Origin of the sequence: Streptomyces sp. NPDC048434 (genome assembly GCF_043200375.1) — a bacterium.
GTDB lineage: Bacteria > Actinomycetota > Actinomycetes > Streptomycetales > Streptomycetaceae > Streptomyces.
In genome coordinates, this window is the sequence record NZ_JBICXQ010000012.1 from 96,225 (window position 1) to 113,433 (window position 17,209).

The 17,209-nt window shown below is 70.1% G+C and carries 17 protein-coding genes; 13 read left to right on the forward strand and 4 right to left on the reverse strand.

Going from position 1 to position 17,209, the window contains the following annotated elements:
• Positions 1-19: 19 nt before the first annotated feature.
• From ACGFWI_RS16290 to ACGFWI_RS16300, 3 genes are read left to right on the forward strand one after another with little or no spacing between them, the layout of a single operon-like run.
• Positions 20-1,873, forward strand: coding sequence for a hypothetical protein (locus ACGFWI_RS16290; protein ID WP_393906601.1), 1,854 nt, complete (start codon positions 20-22; stop codon positions 1,871-1,873).
• Positions 1,860-2,234 (forward strand): hypothetical protein, encoded by a 375-nt coding sequence (locus ACGFWI_RS16295; protein ID WP_393906602.1) that lies wholly within the window; start codon positions 1,860-1,862, stop codon positions 2,232-2,234. Before ACGFWI_RS16290 ends, ACGFWI_RS16295 begins: the two co-directional genes overlap by 14 nt.
• Before the next feature lie 2 nt (positions 2,235-2,236).
• Positions 2,237-3,082, forward strand: coding sequence for a hypothetical protein (locus ACGFWI_RS16300; RefSeq protein ID WP_393906603.1), 846 nt, complete (start codon positions 2,237-2,239; stop codon positions 3,080-3,082).
• A gap of 25 nt (positions 3,083-3,107) precedes the next feature.
• Here the strand turns inward: ACGFWI_RS16300 and ACGFWI_RS16305 are convergent, their stop codons facing one another.
• The gene (locus tag ACGFWI_RS16305) at positions 3,108-3,317 is read right to left on the reverse strand and encodes a DUF5988 family protein (RefSeq protein ID WP_393906604.1); all 210 of its coding nucleotides are present in this window, start codon (positions 3,315-3,317) and stop codon (positions 3,108-3,110) included.
• 158 nt (positions 3,318-3,475) lie between these two features.
• On the opposite strand from ACGFWI_RS16305, the gene ACGFWI_RS16310 reads away from it, so the two are divergent.
• Complete coding sequence (locus ACGFWI_RS16310) at positions 3,476-4,054, forward strand: carboxymuconolactone decarboxylase family protein (protein WP_393906605.1); 579 nt, start codon at positions 3,476-3,478, stop codon at positions 4,052-4,054.
• Between the two features lie 19 nt (positions 4,055-4,073).
• On the opposite strand, the gene ACGFWI_RS16315 is transcribed toward ACGFWI_RS16310, so the two are convergent.
• Positions 4,074-4,889 carry a hypothetical protein gene (locus ACGFWI_RS16315; RefSeq protein WP_393906606.1) on the reverse strand — a complete coding sequence of 272 codons (816 nt, stop codon included), beginning with the start codon at positions 4,887-4,889 and terminating at the stop codon, positions 4,074-4,076.
• 213 nt (positions 4,890-5,102) lie between these two features.
• Here ACGFWI_RS16315 and ACGFWI_RS16320 point away from each other — a divergent pair, with 213 nt between their 5' ends.
• From ACGFWI_RS16320 to ACGFWI_RS16345, 6 genes are read left to right on the forward strand one after another with little or no spacing between them, the layout of a single operon-like run.
• Positions 5,103-6,611, forward strand: a complete 1,509-nt coding sequence (locus ACGFWI_RS16320; RefSeq protein ID WP_393906607.1) for an aldehyde dehydrogenase family protein — start codon at positions 5,103-5,105, stop codon at positions 6,609-6,611.
• A gap of 59 nt (positions 6,612-6,670) precedes the next feature.
• A complete protein-coding gene (locus ACGFWI_RS16325) occupies positions 6,671-8,221 on the forward strand; it encodes a GMC family oxidoreductase (RefSeq protein WP_393906608.1) in 1,551 nt (516 codons plus the stop codon).
• Entirely contained in the window at positions 8,221-9,342 is a 1,122-nt protein-coding gene (locus ACGFWI_RS16330) for a glycine betaine/L-proline ABC transporter ATP-binding protein (protein ID WP_393906609.1), read from the forward strand. The genes ACGFWI_RS16325 and ACGFWI_RS16330 overlap by 1 nt, the downstream gene beginning before the upstream one ends.
• Positions 9,342-9,512 carry a hypothetical protein gene (locus ACGFWI_RS16335; RefSeq protein ID WP_393906610.1) on the forward strand — a complete coding sequence of 57 codons (171 nt, stop codon included), beginning with the start codon at positions 9,342-9,344 and terminating at the stop codon, positions 9,510-9,512. The genes ACGFWI_RS16330 and ACGFWI_RS16335 overlap by 1 nt, the downstream gene beginning before the upstream one ends.
• Positions 9,509-11,503, forward strand: coding sequence for an ABC transporter permease (locus tag ACGFWI_RS16340; RefSeq protein WP_393906611.1), 1,995 nt, complete (start codon positions 9,509-9,511; stop codon positions 11,501-11,503). The genes ACGFWI_RS16335 and ACGFWI_RS16340 overlap by 4 nt, the downstream gene beginning before the upstream one ends.
• A gap of 1 nt (position 11,504) precedes the next feature.
• Positions 11,505-12,470: a glycine betaine ABC transporter substrate-binding protein gene (locus tag ACGFWI_RS16345; RefSeq protein ID WP_393906612.1), complete on the forward strand. Its 966-nt coding sequence runs from the start codon at positions 11,505-11,507 to the stop codon at positions 12,468-12,470.
• Positions 12,471-12,554: 84 nt separating this feature from the next.
• Here ACGFWI_RS16345 and ACGFWI_RS16350 read toward each other — a convergent pair whose 3' ends face one another.
• A complete protein-coding gene (locus ACGFWI_RS16350; RefSeq protein ID WP_393906613.1) occupies positions 12,555-13,013 on the reverse strand; it encodes a hypothetical protein in 459 nt (152 codons plus the stop codon).
• Between the two features lie 232 nt (positions 13,014-13,245).
• Here ACGFWI_RS16350 and ACGFWI_RS16355 point away from each other — a divergent pair, with 232 nt between their 5' ends.
• Positions 13,246-13,998 (forward strand): hypothetical protein, encoded by a 753-nt coding sequence (locus tag ACGFWI_RS16355; RefSeq protein WP_393906614.1) that lies wholly within the window; start codon positions 13,246-13,248, stop codon positions 13,996-13,998.
• Between the two features lie 337 nt (positions 13,999-14,335).
• Complete coding sequence (locus tag ACGFWI_RS16360; protein ID WP_393906615.1) at positions 14,336-14,836, forward strand: phospholipase A2; 501 nt, start codon at positions 14,336-14,338, stop codon at positions 14,834-14,836.
• A gap of 807 nt (positions 14,837-15,643) precedes the next feature.
• Here the strand turns inward: ACGFWI_RS16360 and ACGFWI_RS16365 are convergent.
• Positions 15,644-16,618 (reverse strand): zinc-binding alcohol dehydrogenase family protein, encoded by a 975-nt coding sequence (locus ACGFWI_RS16365; RefSeq protein ID WP_393906616.1) that lies wholly within the window; start codon positions 16,616-16,618, stop codon positions 15,644-15,646.
• A 90-nt stretch (positions 16,619-16,708) separates the two neighbouring features.
• Between ACGFWI_RS16365 and ACGFWI_RS16370 the strand changes: the two genes are divergently transcribed.
• Entirely contained in the window at positions 16,709-17,038 is a 330-nt protein-coding gene (locus ACGFWI_RS16370) for an ArsR/SmtB family transcription factor (RefSeq protein ID WP_393906617.1), read from the forward strand.
• Positions 17,039-17,209 lie beyond the last annotated feature (171 nt).

Below are 17,209 nucleotides of genomic sequence, written 5' to 3' on the forward strand. Positions count from 1 at the left end.
GGAGTTTCGGGGGAGGACGATGGCTCGGATGGATGTGCCTCAGCAACAGGGAGAATCCGACGACGCCCGGCCGTTGGGCCGGACGCCCCAGGACCCCGGGCCCGCACCGCTTCCCCCGACCCCGCCGGGTGCCGGCGAGGCCACCCGGCTGCTGTGCGCCGGCACTTACCTGGACGACACGTTCCGCGACGCGGTCATCGATGAGCTGTACGTCCATGAGCAGCGGTTCGCCGCGCCCTCCCTGGGCATCGATGCCGCCCGGGTCCTCGCCCACGCGCTGCGTGCCCGGCGGCTCCAACTGGGCTGGGCGGCGGCGATCCTGCTGCTGTGGATCGTGGCCGTCCCGCTGTCCTCCGGCCTCGCGGTGCTCTACCTCGTCCCCGTCATCCTGATGGCGCTCGGCCGCGCCGTCCGCCGGGCGCCGATTCCGCGCTGGCTGGCCGTGGTGGCCTCCTTCGTCCTGCGCTGGTACGGACGGCTGTCGCTGACCCTGTTCTGCCTGTCGCTGCTGGTGGTGGCGTTCGGCGGGGCCAACCTCATCAGCGCGGACTGGATGTTCTCGCCGCTCCCGGACGCCCTCAACCCCCTGACGAGCGGCTCCTCGGACGGCTACGGCTCGTCCTACGGCACCCCGCCGTGGGACGCCTCCCTCAGCCAGGGAATGGGCGCCCTGTACCCCGGTGACGGCGGTCAGGGCGGCGTCCTGGTGCGGGTGTGGATCGCGCTGCTGCTGCCGCTGGAACTGGCGGTTGTCGTCGCGCTGCAACGCGGGCAGTTCGCCCGGGTGCTGGCGCGCGAACTGTCCAGGGAACGCTTCCCCGATGTGATGTCCGACCCCGCGGAACGGTCCGAGGGCTACCGCTTCCAGCGGCTGCGGGACCGGGTGCGGACCGAGCAGCACGGGCCGCTGGTGATGTACCGGGCCGCCGATCCGTTCTGCGGCGCCGGCTCCCCGTACAAGACCTGGTCGCTGTCGGTGGAGCTGAACCCCCGGCCGGACCGCGATCCCGAGCCGCTGGACAACGGCGCCATCCTGGCCCGGATCGTCCCGCTGGTGGCGGCGCTGCGGGTGCCGTCGCCGCACGGTTCGCCGGAGACGGCGGCCGCGGTGCGCGACCGGCTGCGTGCGCTGGAGATCGACGAGTGTGTCTTTCTGCCGGCCGAGGGGCTGCCGACCCGCGCGGCGGCACCGTACGCACCGGCCGAGTTCGAGATGCACCGGGCGGCGGCGGTGGAGGAGGGCGGCGAGACCCGCCGGCACTTCCTGCGCATCCGGGTCGGCGGCTGGAACGAGGGCATCGTCACCACGCTCTTCGTACGGGTCCACACGCAGGGCGGGATGCTGATGCTGGAGATCGCGCCCCATGTGCTGTGGCCGCTGCGGCAGCTCTTCCAGGACGCCGACCGGCTCGCCCACCAGTACCGGTACCACCACCACTTCGGCAAGGCGGTGTGGGCGCTGTCCCGCACCCCGAGCTCGGCCGGACACGCCCTCGTCACGCTGCTGCGCGGCCTGCAGTCGAGCTGGCAACTGGCCACCGCGGGACATGGTGCGGCGCTTCCCGAAGGCCCCGGCGCCTCCGTACGCGAACTGGGTTCCTTCGGTGAGTCGTCGCTCTTCCAGGACATGGACGTCGCCCGCTATCTGAGGACCATTCAGCAGCGGGTGTCGGCCGGGGTGACCACGGCGCTGCGCGAGGCCGGCTATCAGACCGACGAGTTCGAGCAGCGGGTGGTGCAGGTCGCCGCCGGCGGTGTCTACGTCGAGTCCGCACAGGGCGCCGTCGGCATCGGCGACCACAACACGATCACCCAGAACACCACCCAGCGTGGCTCCGCTGAGAAGGGAAGTGCCCGGCGTGGCAACGGCTGACGAACGCGGCAACGGCATCCACATCGGCAGTGTCCGGGGTCCCGTCGCCATCGGCGACCACAACACGGTGACCCACAACGAGGGTGGGACCGCGCCCGCGGCGGACCCGGCGCAGGAGGAGCTGCTGCGCGCCGTCCGTGCCCTGCGCGACGATCTTTCCCGGGCGGTGCAGAGCCCGCAGATCACCGCCCTGAGCGGCGAACTCGCCGACGCCGAGACGGAGATCGCGGACACCGGTGCGGCGGCCCAGGGCCGGCTGTCCCGGCTCCGTACGGCGCTTGCCGACGCCGGTGCCGTGGTGGGCCTGCTGGCCTCCGGCGCCGCGGTCAGCCAGGCGGTCGCGGCCCTGCTGGGAGGCTGACCATGAAACGAGGCGGCCCGGCCCGCTGGAACAACGAGACCCAGCGCTGGGAGGACGGCACACCGCCGCCCGCGCCCTATACGGGCCCGCCGCCGCCCCGGCCGTCCTTCGCGCCCACGACGGGCGCCCCCTCCACGGACGGACCCCTCCCCGCTCCCGTGCCTCCTGCCGAGCCCCTGCCCGCGGTCCGGCAGCGCGCCACGGCCCTGGTGGCCGGTGCGGCGGTGGCCGTGATCGCGGCGGCCGTCGGCGGCGGCTATCTGCTCTGGGGCCATCCCGGCGATGCCCCGGCCGCCGCCCGCCCGCCGGCCGGCAGCAAGGCGTCCGCCCCGCCGAGCACGGCCACCACCGTGCCCACCGGCAGCACGCAGCCCACCGCGACCGATCCCTCCGCCGGCGGTCTGCCCGACGGCTACCGTCTCGTGCACGACGCCAAGGGCTTCACCCTCGCGGTGCCCGAAGGCTGGCAGCGCAGCGAGGAGGAGAACGGGGTCTTCTACACCGCATCGGACGACCGGGGGCTGGTGCAGATCTTCGAGGTCAGCGAACCGGACTCCACGCCGCGCCAAGCGCTGCAGAAGGCGTCGCAGGAGCGGTCCGCCCAGCCCGGGTTCGAGGAGATCAGCCTCGCACCGATGGGCGGCCCGGCGCCGGGCACGGACGCCGCCCAACTGGTCTATGCCTATGACAGCAAGCGTCTCGGCGCGCGCGTCAAGGTCGTCGACTGCGCCTTCACCGCCACCGACGGCCGTCAGTTCGCCGTACTCGTCCTGGGCACCGAGGCCGACTGGCCACAACAGGAGCGGACCCAGCAGATCGCCCTGCAGGCCTTCGCTCCCACCACCTGAGGCCCGTGCGGCCGTAAGAAGGGCGCTACCCGGGCAGCTCCGTACGCTCCCACCACTCGTAGACGGGCAGGGCCCCCTCGGCGGTGTGCTTCTGCCGGCTGGTGGCCCGGAAGTGTTCATAGCCATTCCGGTACGGGATCTTCAGCTCGGTCCCGGGGGGATCCACCGGCACGATCCGCTCGGGGAGCTCCTCGGGGCCGCCTTCGAGCACCGCTTTCGCCGCTGTGTCAGCCATGCCTGCATTGTCGTCCGGGCCGTCGTCCACGGCTCCTCCGGTTCGGCAGCGCGGGTGACGGCTCCGGGGGGTGTCACATCGCGCGGTGCCGCCACGTCAAGGGGGTGAGGGGCCACCCCTCGGGACGCTCTTGAACGCTCTGCCCAGGAGGCACTGCCATGGCACGGATCTCTCTCAGCCCGCGGCGCACACTCACCCTGCGACTGGCCCGGTGGTACTCGCGGCGCGCCTACGGCGAGGTGCTGCAGCCCGCTCTGGCGCTGGGGCACCACCCCAAGGTCCTTCGTTCCTACTTCTCCTTCGAAAGCAAGGTGGCGCGGTGGAAGGCGCTGGACCCGGCGCTGAAGCTGCTGGCGGAGCTGGCATCGGCGGCGACGATCGGCTGCTCGTGGTGTGTGGACTTCGGCCACTGGCACGCCGACCGGCTCGGACTGCCGTTGGAGAAGATCAGCAAGGTGCCTGACTGGCGGGCGCACCAGGAGTCCTTCACCGCGCTGGAGCGGCTGGTCCTGGAGTACGCGGAGGCGATGACCGCGACACCGCCGGCCGTGACCGACGAGCTGGCCGAGAGCCTGCGCGGGCGGCTGGGCGATGCCGCGTTCGTCGAGCTGACCTGCATGGTGGCGGTGGAGAACCTGCGCTCCCGTATGAACAGCGCCATGGGACTGCACAGCCAGGGGTTCTCCGACGCCTGCGTGATCCCGCCGGTGAGCCCTGCGCCCGGCGGAGCGGCGTGAGCGCAGGGACGTCTCGGGGTCAGGCGTTCCGCGACCCCCGCAGCTGGTCCTCCAGGACGGAGATGTCGGCCGTGCTGGAGGGCGCGGGTGTCTTGGTGGACACCGGGGTGTCGTAGTTGCTCAGCAGGATGGTGTCGGTCTGGTGGTCGACCTCGGCGGTGAGTTTGCGGGGGTAGTGCTTGCCGTCGATGGCCACGTAGAGGGTCTGGACGCCACCCCGGGCTTTCTTGACGACGGGGAGGACGCGGGTGCCTTCCTGGGTGGTCGGCCGGCCCTTGGTGAGGGAGACCGAGGACGAGGGTGCGGCCGAGGGGGTGTGGGACGGGGGCCGTTCGGGACCCGCGGCCGACTTCTGGAACGCCTTGAGGTCACAGGCGGCGGACAGGCCCCGCAGAAAGGTGTTCTTGGTCGTGCCGTGCAGGTAGGTGTCCTTGTACTGCGCCGCCGCGTCATCGCCCTTCTTGCCGGGCAGCTGGCTCTTCCAGAAGGCCGCGTCCGGTTTCATCCAGACCTGGTCTCCGCGCTTGATGAGCTCGACGCGGCCGAGTTCGCCCTTGCTGATGGCGCCGGTGCAGTTGCCGGCGCGGTCGAGGGTGAGGTCGATCTTGGTGGGATCGGCACTGGTCTCGGTGCGCAGCCGCATGGACTGCGCGGCGACCAGTTGCTGGAGGGCGTCGTCGGAGATCTGTTGGGCCGATTTGTTCGCGAGGTCGCCTTCGCCGCCGTCCGATGCGTCGGCCGTCACCGCGGCGGCCGTGCAGGCGACCCCGGCGAGCAGGGCCACGCCGCAGGTCAGAGCCGTGGTGGCGGTGGCGGCACGCCGTCTGCTGTTCATCTCGGTACCTCCGGTCCCGAGGGGACAGTCCGCCAAGGACATACGGCTACTCAGGGTACGTTCCGGGACATTCCGTCGCACATTGAGTGAGTCGAGTCACTTTCCATGAATGTTTGGGCATAGATCCGCTCCTTCAGGGGAGGGGTCCCCGTTGCTGGTGACGCCAGTGGTTGCACCAGTGGGAACAGATCGGTAACCGGAAGGCAGAACGACGTGTCGTCAATCGAGACCATTCACGTAGACGGGGTGTGGCTCCCCGCCACATCCGGCGAAACGCGGGAGGTCCTCGACCCCGCCGACGCGACGACGCTCCAGCTGGTGTCCGAGGGGGGTGCCGAGGACGCCGACGCGGCGGTCGCGGCCGCCCGCCGGGCCTTCGACGGCGGTACCGGCGCCTGGCCCCGCACGGCCGTCGCCGAACGCTCCGCGCTGCTGCGCCGGGTCGCCGACCTGCTGCAGCGCGACCGTGAGGAGATCGCCCTCATCGAGAGCCGGGACACCGGCAAGACGCTGGAGGAGGGCCGGGTCGACGTCGATGACGTCACCAACGCCTTCCGGTACTTCGCCGACGTGGTGATGAACGAGAGCGGCGGCCGGGTCGTCGACGCCGGATCGCCCGATGTGCACAGCGTGGTCGTGCACGAGCCGGTCGGCGTCTGTGCGCTCATCACGCCATGGAACTACCCCCTGCTGCAGGCGAGTTGGAAGATCGCGCCGGCCCTCGCGGCCGGCAACACTTTTGTGATCAAGCCCAGCGAGGTCACCCCGCTGTCGACCGTGCACCTGATCAGGCTGCTGGTCGAGGCCGGGCTGCCGGCCGGGGTCGCCAACATCGTCACCGGCGCGGGCCTGCCGGTGGGCCAGCGGCTGGCCGAGCACCCGGACGTCGACCTGTTCTCCTTCACCGGTGGTCTGGTCAGCGGGACGAAGGCGGGCGCGGCCGCGGTCTCCGGCGCCAAGAAGATCGCGCTGGAGCTGGGCGGCAAGAACCCCAATGTGGTGTTCGCCGACGCCTGCGCCACCGACGAGGGCTTCGACACCTCCGTCGACCAGGCGCTGAACGCCGCGTTCATCCACAGCGGGCAGGTCTGCTCGGCCGGTGCCCGGCTGATCATCGAGGAGTCGGTGCGCGACCGCTTCGTCGCCGAACTCGCCCGCCGCGCCGAGAAGATCAAGCTCGGCCGGGGCACCGAGGACGGCGTCGAGTGCGGCCCCCTCGTCTCCCAGCAGCAGCTCGACAAGGTCGAGGCCTATGTCGCCTCCGCGCTCGCCGAGGGTGCCCAGCTGCGCTGCGGCGGCACCCGGCCCAAGCCGTCCGACGTCCGCCCGGCCACCGGCTACTTCTACGCGCCGACCGTGCTCGACGGCTGCCACCGCGAGATGAAGGTGATCCGCGAGGAGACCTTCGGGCCGATCCTGACGGTCGAGACCTTCACCACCGAGGACGAGGCCGTCGCGCTCGCCAACGACACCGAGTACGGCCTGGCCGGTGCGGTCTTCTCCGCCGACACCGCACGCGCCCGCCGGGTCGCCGCCCGGCTTCGGCACGGCACGATCTGGATCAACGACTACCACCCCTACCTCCCGCAGGCGGAGTGGGGCGGCTTTGGCAAGTCCGGCATCGGCAGGGAATTGGGTCCCACGGGTCTGGACGAGTACCGCGAGAGCAAGCACATTTACGAGAACCTCCGGCCGGAGCCGGTGCGCTGGTTCGCGGGCTGACCCCCGCCCCTCACTTGGCACCACCAGCACCACGCACGTTGTAAGAAGGAGCACCCCCAATGCCTGTGTATGACTATGTCGTAGTCGGCGGCGGCACCGCCGGTTCCGTGATTGCCTCCCGCCTCACCGAGGACCCGGATGTCACCGTCGCCGTCATCGAGGGCGGCCCCTCCGACATCGACCGTGACGAGGTGCTGACGCTGCGCCGCTGGCTCGGCCTGCTCGGCGGTGAGCTGGACTACGAGTACACGACCACCGAGCAGCCGCGCGGCAACTCGCACATCCTGCACAGCCGCGCCAAGGTGCTGGGCGGGTGCTCCTCCCACAACACGCTGATCTCCTTCAAGCCGCTGCCGTCCGACTGGGACGAATGGGAAGCGGCGGGCGCGGCCGGCTGGGGCGCCGAGGACATGGACCCCTACTTCGGCAAGCTGCGCAACAACGTCGTGCGGGTGGCCAAGAAGGACCAGAACCAGATCGCCACCGACTGGATCGAGGCCACCAAGAGCGCCCTGGGCGTCCCCGAGGTCGTCGGCTTCAACGACCAGCCCTTCGAGGAGGGCGTCGGCTTCTTCGACCTCTCCTACCACCCGGAGAACAACAAGCGCTCCTCCGCCTCCGTCGCCTACCTCCACCCGCACATCGAGGCCGGCGACCGCCCGAACCTCACGCTGCTGCTGGAGACCTGGGCGCACAAGCTGGAGCTGGACGGGACGACCGCCAAGGGCGTCCACGTCCGCACGAAGGACGGCGAGGAGGTCTACGTCGAGGCCGCCCGCGAGGTGCTGGTGTGCGCCGGCGCTGTCGACACCCCGCGGCTGCTGATGCACTCCGGCATCGGGCCCCGCAAGGACCTCGAAGCGCTGGGCCTCGAGTGCGTGCTCGACCTGCCGGGCGTCGGCGAGAACCTGATCGACCACCCCGAGTCGGTGATCGTCTGGGAGACCGACGGACCGATCCCGGGCAACTCCGCGATGGACTCCGACGCCGGTCTGTTCGTCAAGCGGGACCCGGAGCACAAGGGCCCCGACCTGATGTTCCACTTCTACCAAATCCCGTTCACCGACAACCCCGAGCGGCTGGGCTACGAGCGCCCCGAGCACGGGGTGTCGATGACGCCGAACATCCCCAAGTCCCGCTCCCGCGGCCGGCTCTACCTCACCTCCGCCGACCCCGAGGTCAAGCCCGCGCTCGACTTCCGGTACTTCGCGTACGACGAGAACGGGGTCGACTACGACGGCGACACCCTCGTCGACGGCATCAAGCTGGCCCGCAAGGTCGCCCAGGCCGAGCCGTTCAAGAAGTGGCTCAAGCGCGAGGTCTTCCCCGGCCCCGAGGTCACCGACGACGCGGAGATCAGCGAGCTGGTGCGCAAGGCGGCCCACACCGTCTACCACCCGGCCGGCACCTGCAAGATGGGCGCCGCCGACGACCGGCTGGCCGTCGTCGACCCCGAGTTGAAGATCCGCGGCCTGGCCGGCATCCGTATCGCCGATGCTTCCGTCTTCCCGACGATGCCCGCCGTCAACCCGATGCTGGGCGTGCTCATGGTGGGGGAGAAGTGCGCCGAACTGCTTCACAAGGCTCCGACCCAAGGAGGTGATGCGTGATGGCTACCGCCGCCGGCGCATCCGAGATACCCAACGCCCGCACGCCCGAGTCCGCCTCCGAAGGGGACGGCCGCGAGGTCGTCTTCTCCGTCCGCAACCTCTGGAAGGTCTTCGGCCCCAAGGCCGACCGCATCCCCGAGGACTCCTCGGTCGCCAAACTGAGCGCCCAGGAGCTGCGTGAGCAGACCGGCTGTGTGGCCGCCGTCCGCGATGTCTCCTTCGACGTCCACAAGGGCGAGGTCTTCGTCGTCATGGGCCTGTCCGGCTCCGGCAAGTCCACCCTCGTGCGGTGTCTGACCCGGCTGATCGAGCCGACCAGCGGTGAGCTGGAGATGGACGGCGAGGACGTCCGCGCCATGGACCGCACCGCGCTGCGCGAACTGCGCCGCCGCCGCGCCGCCATGGTCTTCCAGCACTTCGGCCTGCTGCCGCACCGCACCGTCGTCGACAACGTCGCCTACGGCCTGGAGATCCAGGGCATGAGCAAGACGGAGCGCCGCGAGAAGGCCAACGAAGTGGTCGACAAGGTCGGCCTGGCCGGTCTGGAGAAGCGCCGCCCCGGCCAGCTCTCCGGCGGTCAGCAGCAGCGTGTCGGCCTGGCCCGCGCGCTCGCCGTCGACCCCGAGGTCCTGCTCTTCGACGAGCCGTTCAGCGCGCTCGACCCGCTGATCCGCCGCGACATGCAGGAGGAGGTCGTCCGCCTGCACCGCGAGGAGGGCCGGACGATGGTCTTCATCACCCACGACCTCTCCGAGGCGCTGCGCATCGGCGACCGCATCGCCCTGATGCGCGACGGGGAGATCGTCCAGCTCGGCACCCCCGAGGAGATCGTCGGCTCCCCGGCCGACGACTACGTCCGCGACTTCGTCCGTGACGTCCCGCGCGAGCAGGTGCTGACCGTGCGCCGTGCGATGCGTCCGGCGAAGGACGGCGAAGCCGACGAGGGCCCCGCGCTCGGACCCGACACCCTGATCTCCGACGCCATCGAGGCGGTCGCCCGCTCCGGCGGTGCGGTCCGCGTCGTCGACGGCAGCCGCTGCCTGGGCATCGTCGACCACGCCTGCCTGCTGAACGTGGTCGCCCGGCTCGACGCCCCGGAGCACGGCGAGGTGGCCGCCTGATGTACGCCGCCACCACCCACCACGGCGCCGTACGCGCCGTCGGCTCCAGAGCTCCCGCGGCCACGCCGCGGGCCCGGCTGCGCGCCACCCTGCTGCGCCACTGGCGCGAGGCCCAGCGCTGCGCCGCCCTCAACATGCCCACCGGCACCGTGAAGCGGGGGCGCGCATGAGCACCACCGCCCCCACCACGCCCCGCGCGCTCGGCGCCGAGACCAAGACCGGTCCGGTACAGGCCCTGCTGCGCCGCCGCGGCCTCGCCAAGCTCCTGCTGCTCGCCGTCGTCGCGGCGGTCCTGGTCCCGCTGATCAACGCCCAGTGGCCCGGCGCCCTGTGGCCCTCCGACCTGACCGTCGATGTCTCCGGTCCGCTGGGCAAGACCAGCGACTGGATCATCGACAACCGCGACAGCCACTGGCTGTTCGTCTACTTCCTCGGCCACCTCAGCAACGCCGTGGTGATCTCCGTACGCGGCGTCTACCTGCTGCTGCTCGCGCTCGGCTGGACCGGTGTCGTGGCCGGCGCCTCGCTGGTCGCCTGGCGGGTCGCCGGTGTGCGGCTCGCGGTCCTCACGGCCGCCTCGTTCGGCGTGTGCGGGCTGCTCGGCATGTGGGTGCCGACGATGCAGACGCTGGCCCTGATGGTCGTGGCCGTCCTCGCCGCCGTCGTGCTCGGCATGCTCATGGGGCTCGCCGCCGGTCTCAGCGAGCGGATCTTCCGCATCCTGCGGCCGGTCCTCGACACCATGCAGGTCCTTCCGGCCTTCTCGTATCTGCTGCCGGTCGCCCTGATCTTCGGTGTCGGCGTCCCCGCCGCGGTCTTCGCCACCGTGGTGTACGCGGCTCCGCCCATGGCCCGGCTCACCGCGCTCGGTCTGCGCGGCGCCGACGGCGGCGTGATGGAGGCCGTGACCTCGCTCGGCACCACCGCCCGTCAGCGCCTGTTCTCGGCCCGCCTCCCGCTGGCCCGCAAGGAGCTCCTGCTCGGCCTCAACCAGACGATCATGATGGCGCTCTCCATGGCTGTCATCGCGTCGATGATCGGTGGTGCCGGTCTCGGTGACCGCGTCTACCAGGCGCTCGGGACCGTGGACGTCGGTGCGGCCCTCGCGGGCGGCATCCCGATCGTGCTGCTCGCCGTGGTCCTCGACCGCGTGACGGGCGCTGCCGGTGAGCGTCTTGGCGCGCACGCCGAGGACACCTCTCCGCTGCGCGGCTGGCGCGGCTGGTCCCTGGCCGGCGTCGTGACCGTCGCCGTTGCGCTCGTCGTGCGGTTCGCCGGCCGCCTGGAGTGGCCGACGAGCTGGACGGTGGACATCGTCGAGCCGGTCAACACCGCCAAGGACTGGATGGTCGACCACCTCTACACCGGCGTGCCCGTCGTCGGCGGCACCGCCGACTGGGCCGCGCACTTCACCACCTGGGTCCTCGACCCGGTCCGCGACGGAATGCAGGACCTGCCCTGGTGGTCGGTGCTGCTCGTTGTCGCGGCCCTGGCCTGGCTGATCGGCACCTGGCAGACCGCCCTGACCGCCGTCCTCGGCATGGCCGGAATCGGCGTCCTGGGCGTCTGGGACAAGTCCCTCGACACGCTCGCGCAGGTCCTCGCGGCCGTCGCCGTCACGGTCGTCCTCGGCTTCGCGATCGGCATCGCGACCGCCAGGAGCACACGGCTGGAGCGGCTCCTCCGCCCCGTACTCGACATCTTCCAGACGATGCCGCAGTTCGTGTATCTGATCCCGGTTGTCGCCCTCTTCGGCATCGGCCGGGCCCCCGCGGTCGCCGCGGCCGTCGTGTACGCGCTGCCCGCCGTCATCCGCATCACCGCGCAGGGCCTGCGCCAGGTCGACAGCGGCGCGATGGAGGCCTCGCGTTCGCTCGGTGCCACCAGCTGGCAGCAGCTGCGGCAGGTCCAGCTCCCGCTGGCCCGCCCCGCGCTCCTGCTCGCCCTGAACCAGGCGGTCGTCCTGGTCCTCGCCGTCGTCGTCATCGGCGCTCTGGTCGGCGGTGGCGCGCTCGGCTACGACGTCGTGTTCGGCATCGCGCAGGGCGACCTGGCGACGGGCATGGTGGGCGGCGTCGCCATCGTCTGCCTCGGTCTGATGCTGGACCGGGTGACGCAGCCCACGGCACGCCGGGAATCCGGCTCGAAGAAGGGAGCGTGACATGCGAGTACCCACGCGTGCAGTGAGCACCATGACCGCGGTCGGTGCCTTGCTGGCCCTCTCCGGGTGCGGCGCCGCCGACATGACCAAGCAGGCGTCCCCGTACGCGAACGCGGCGGGCACCAAGACCGTGACGCTCTCCGTCCAGAACTGGGTGGGAGCCCAGTCCGACGTGGCGGTTGCCGAGTATCTGCTCAAGCACGAGCTGGGCTACCGCGTCGACCGGGTTCAGATCGACGAGGTCCCGGCCTGGGACGCGCTCAGCCAGGGCCGCGTCGACGCGATCATGGAGGACTGGGGCCACCCGGACCAGGAGCAGCGATACGTCAAGGACAAGAAGACGATCGCGCCCGGCGGCGACGTCGGCGTGACCGGCCACATCGGCTGGTACGTCCCCACGTACTTCGCGAAGAAGCACCCGGACGTCACCAACTGGAAGAACCTCAACAAGTACGCGAAGCAGTTCCGTACCGCGGAGAGCGGCGGCCAGGGGCAGCTGATGGACGGCTCCCCGTCGTACGTCACGAACGACAAGGCCCTCGTGAAGAACCTCGGCCTGGACTACAAGGTCGTCTTCGCCGGCTCCGAGGCGGCGCAGATCACCCAGATCAAGCAGTTCGCCAAGGAGAAGAAGCCGTTCCTGACGTACTGGTACAAGCCGCAGTGGCTGTTCAAGAAGGTACCGATGACGGAGGTGAAGCTGCCCGAGTACAAGGAGGGCTGCGACGCCGACCCGAAGAAGATCAAGTGTGCGTACCCGCACACGCCGCTGCAGAAGTACTTCAACGCCAACTTCGCGAAGCACGGCGGTAAGGCGGCAGCCTTCCTGAAGAACTTCAAGTGGAGCCAGGCCGACCAGAACGAGGTCGCCCTCGACATCGCCGACAAGAAGATGTCCCCGGAGGACGCGGCGAAGAAGTGGATCGACAGCCACAAGTCGAAGTGGCAGGCATGGCTGCCGAAGTAGACGGCTCGGTCTGACTCCTGACCGGTAAGGGGGGTGCCGCACTGGGTGCGGCACCCCCCTTTGCCAACTGCCTTTCGGTGCAGGCTACTTGAGCGTGTGGCACGCCTTCTTCGCGAGGTGTGCCCACTGCACGCAGACGAGCGTGCCCTTGCGGAGCTTCGGGCCCACGGTCGCCCCCACCTTGCCCCAGTCGACCTCGGTGGCGTTGCCGTGCTGAATCGCGTGGGCCTTGCGCCAGCTCTTGCCGACGTGCGTCTTGCCGCCCGGCTGCTTGTACAGCCAGCGGGCCTTGCCCGCCTTGTACGGAGACCTGGCCGTCTGGACGTAGTTCAGGCCGCGCTTGTCGGAGCCTTTCTTGTTCCAGTAGAAGAAGGAGGCCGAGTACGCGCAGGTCCTGCCGCTCTGCGTGACGCAGCGGACCTCTTGGTGCTTGCTGACCTTCGCGGCCGTGGTCTGGGTCCCGGCGTGGGCCGGCGCCGCAGTCGTGACGGCGAGCGCCGCGGTGGCGCCGATGAGGAGCGCCTTCCCCTTTTGATTCAACACGTGCTGACTACCTCCGGCGGGAGTTGCGTGCCTTCGTTGTTCCTGCCACCAACTCCCGCAGAGAGTAAGGCAACTGATCGCTCGTCGATATTGTACGAAGGGGCGACATGAACGCCTGCGGCGAAGCCCTGCAAGGGGCCTGGCGTTGCCCTTTCGGGCAATAGCGGGGTCTGATCGAGCGCCCCTACTGTGGGCGGTGTTCATGTCAGACCTGAAAAGAGATTGGACGCGTATGGGACTCCCCCGTCGAGTGGCTACGTCGGCGTGCGCACTCGCCGTCGGTACCGCTGTGCTGATACCGGTGATGGGCAACGAGTCGGCGCAAGCCAACTCCTCCGCCGGCTCCAACTCCACCTCCGTGAATGCGGTTCCGGCCGCCGCGAAGCAGCCCGCCGCAGTCGTCAAAGCCGGTGGATTCCATTCGAAGAGCGGCAAGCTCAACTGCCGTAAGAAGGGCGAGACCGCCTGGATCTGGGACTCGGCGGCCGGTGCCTCGCGGGTGTCGTGGAAGCCCAAGGGCGGCCACCTGGTCTCGCGGGTGTGGCGGCACACGCCCGACGGCATCTCGACGCGGACCGTTCCCACCTGGCGCAAGTCCGTCAAATGGAAGGTCACTTCGACCTACGGGGGCGGGAAGAACCTGAGCAAGGTGTACGGCTACTGCAGCACGCAGGGGTGGCGGGTCGGAAAGGCGTCGGACAAGCTCAGCCAGAAGAAGTCCGGCACCAAGCGCTGCCCCGCGGGTAAGACGGTCTACATCGCCTCCGCCGGAATCGGCAACATGAAGCACCGCTTCAAGTCGACGAGCGGCGGCGCGCTGCACACGCACAATTTCGGTGGTTCCCAGCAGGTCCTCGTGACGGACCGCGCGACCCCGACCGAGATGCGTTCGGTGAAGTGGCGGGTGGAAGCCTGGAGCATCAAGAACAGCATTCCGAATGCCAAGGTCGGGCGGGTCACGCTCTCCTGCATCAGCAAGTACTGAAGTCGTGTGACCGACCGGGGTCCTGTCCTCGAAATGCCGCCGTCGCCCTCGGGTGACGGCGGCATTTCGACGACAGGACCTCGTTGTGCGTGGTGTCGGCGCAGGTGAACTGCCCCGCATGAATTGCTTCTTGACTGCAACGGGCAAATAGCGGGGAAACAACGGGGACTACGGGGACTCTGTCCGGTCCGGAGCCCGGTGACATTGCCCTGACGGACACCTCCCAAAGAGACGATGGCGGTGCCGCAGGCCGCGCCCGATGATGTTTTCGACCCCCTGGTTGCGCCTGCTTCCGCAGGCGCAACCAGGGCCACAGAGAACAGAAAACGGGGACGACATGTTCATCAAGCGCAGTACCTTCGCCGCGGTCGCGGCAGCCGGTGTTCTTCTTGCGGGGTCGGGCGCGGCCGTCGCCGCCGACGGCGCCGCCGCGGTGAAGGCCGGCCCGAGCAAGCAGGCCAAGTACCAGCGGCTCTACCAGCTGACCCGCTCCACCACGACGAGCGTCAAGGACTGGCGTCATACGCGTGAACTCGCCAAGTCGGGGGTCGACCGTTGGGGATTCATCTGGAGCACCGACTGGTGCACGAAGCTCGCGGACAAGCCGGGCGGATTCAACTTCAAGTTGTCATGCGCGCGCCATGACTTCGGTTACCGCAACTACAAGAAAATGATGGGAAAGAAGGCGTTCCGGCATTCGAAGCACGAGAGGCGCGTAGACAAGGCCTTCTTGTTCGACATGAACAACCAGTGCGCCGTGCAGCCGCACAAGACGGACGCGGAGCGCCGGCAGTGCCGGACGACCGCCAAGCAGTACTACGACCGGGTCAGCGGCTGACGCGGGATCTCGCGGGCAGTCGCACAGTGTGTGCGGCTGCCCGCGGGCGCGTTCCGGCCCGTTCCCCGCTCCCCCTGCCGGGTACCGCCGGACCCCTACCCGTTCGGGTGGCGAGCGGCGAACCGCCGCACGGCGCGGCGGCAGGCGCAGAAGGCTGGCAGCCGCCACCGACGAAAGGCCCGTCATGCCGCTGCCGCCGAAATGCCCCACGCCAGACTGCGACGACTGGCTGTGGAAGGACACCACGAACACCAACACCGACTGGGACAATTGGCGGTGGTGGTGCTGCCGTTGCCGCAAGCAGTGGTATCCCACGGCGGAGCAGCTCCAGAAGTTCCGTTATGGGACATCGGGAGGCCCGAACATTCCCGTTTACCGGGATCCCAGGGTGGGTGCCCGGCGGTAAGCGGGGGGACACGGTAAATGGCCTCCCTGGCATCCATCAGGGATGACTGGCCGGGGTTCCCGGCGCGTCGACGGTTACCGTCACCACGCCGAATGGCAGCGCGAGCCTGGCGAACGGCTTCACCTACCTCGTGGTCAGCCACGCCACCTCGCTCACCGTAGGGCCTGTCCGGCGGATCAGGGCCGGGTAGGGGTAGGCCCTGGCCCCGCCCGTGGTCGGCGGCGCGCCAACCCAGGGGCACCCATGAGCGCGCCGCGAGCGGCGTCCCAGGTCCGCGCCCGAGCGGCCATCGGCCCCCGGAGGCCGCATCACCCTCGATCTGTGCGCTGCCGCCCATAGCGCACACAGATCGGTTCCCTTCGTGTGGAGCAAGGGCAGGACCGTCGACCGGTGCCCTCCGGTCACCCCACCCGCAGCAGCAGCTTGCCGGTGCTCTTGCGACTGCCGAGGAGCCGGTGTGCCTCGGCGGCATCGGCGAGCGGGAACTCCGCCGTCACGGGGAGCTCCACGGTGCCGTCGGCCACCGTGCGGAAGGCCCGTTCGGCCAGCGCACGCAGCGCCTCCGGCGCCGTCTGGGCCAGGGACAGGATGGAGAATCCGGCGACCGAGCGTCCCAAGGGATACAGCTGGGGCTGGCCCACCTGCCACGGCTCGGCGGAACTCGCGTTACCGAACGAGACCAGGCGGCCGAAGACCGCAAGGGAGTCCAAGCTGCGCCGGAAGGTGTCACCGCCGACGGGGTCCAGGGCGAGATCGACTCCCCGTCCGCCCGTGGCCCGCCGCACCTCCTCGTCGAAGTCCGGCCCCACGAACACCTCGTCATAGCCGTACGTGCGCGCGTGCTCCGCCTTCGACGCGTCCGATACGACGCCGTGGACGGCACCCGCCCCCGCCGCCTTCGCCAACTGGCCCACGACCGTGCCGATCCCGCCCGCCGCGCCCTGCACCAGCACGGTCTCGCCCGCCCGCAGCCGGCCCACCTCGTGCACCAGGGCATGCGCGGTGGGCAGTACCGTCGGCAGGGTGGCCGCGGTGCGAGGGCTCACTCCCTGCGGAAGCGGGAACGCGGTGGCCGCGGCGGCCACGACGGTCTCCGCATACGCGCCGCCGTCCGTGAGCGCCGCGACCTCCTGCCCCGGCCGCAGCCCCTCGACCTCCGCGCCGACCGCGCGAATACGCCCGGAGACCTCCAGGCCCGGCCGGAAGGGCAGGGACGGGACGCGGTAGGCCTCGGCGCGGGCCTTGAGATCGGCGAAGTTCACACCGGCGTAGGCGACATCGATGCTCACCTGCCCGCGCCCTGGCTCGGGAACATCGGTCTCCACGACCTTCAGAACTTCGGGACCGCCGTACTCCTGGAACTCAACCGCACGCATGACAGCACACGCCCCTCACGAGTGTTCAATGGAATGCGAACACTCCGACTGTATGATCTGGATCGAACACTCTGCAAGGGGGATCGTGGAATGCCGGACCGCAGCAGCCACCGCGCCGTGCCGGCGCACACCCACCCCGAGGACGTCCCCGTCGAGACCGCCCTCGCCGCCCTCGCCGACCCCGTACGGCTCCAGCTCGTACGCGAGTTGGCCGGATCCGCCGACTGGTCACACAGCTGCGGCAGCTTCCGGGTGCCGGTCGGCAAAGCCGCGCTCAGCCACCACTTCGCGGTGCTGCGCGCCGCGGGCCTGGTGGAACAGCGCGACCAGGGCCCCAAGCGCCTCAACCGCCTGCGCCGCGAGGAGTTCGACACCCGCTTCCCGGGGCTGCTCGACCTGGCGCTCCGCGAGGAGGGTTAGGGCGTTTTTCGGAGCAGCACCCCGGGGCCGGTCCGGAAGACGCGCGCCGGCCTCCCGCCGCCTTCGGAGCGGCGGCGAGGGGCGCGGTGGGGCCGTGAGGCGCTGTGTTCGCTGAGGTGCAGCGGGTCGGTGAGGCGCTGCTGTGGGCCGGTGAGGTGCCGCCGGTCAGCT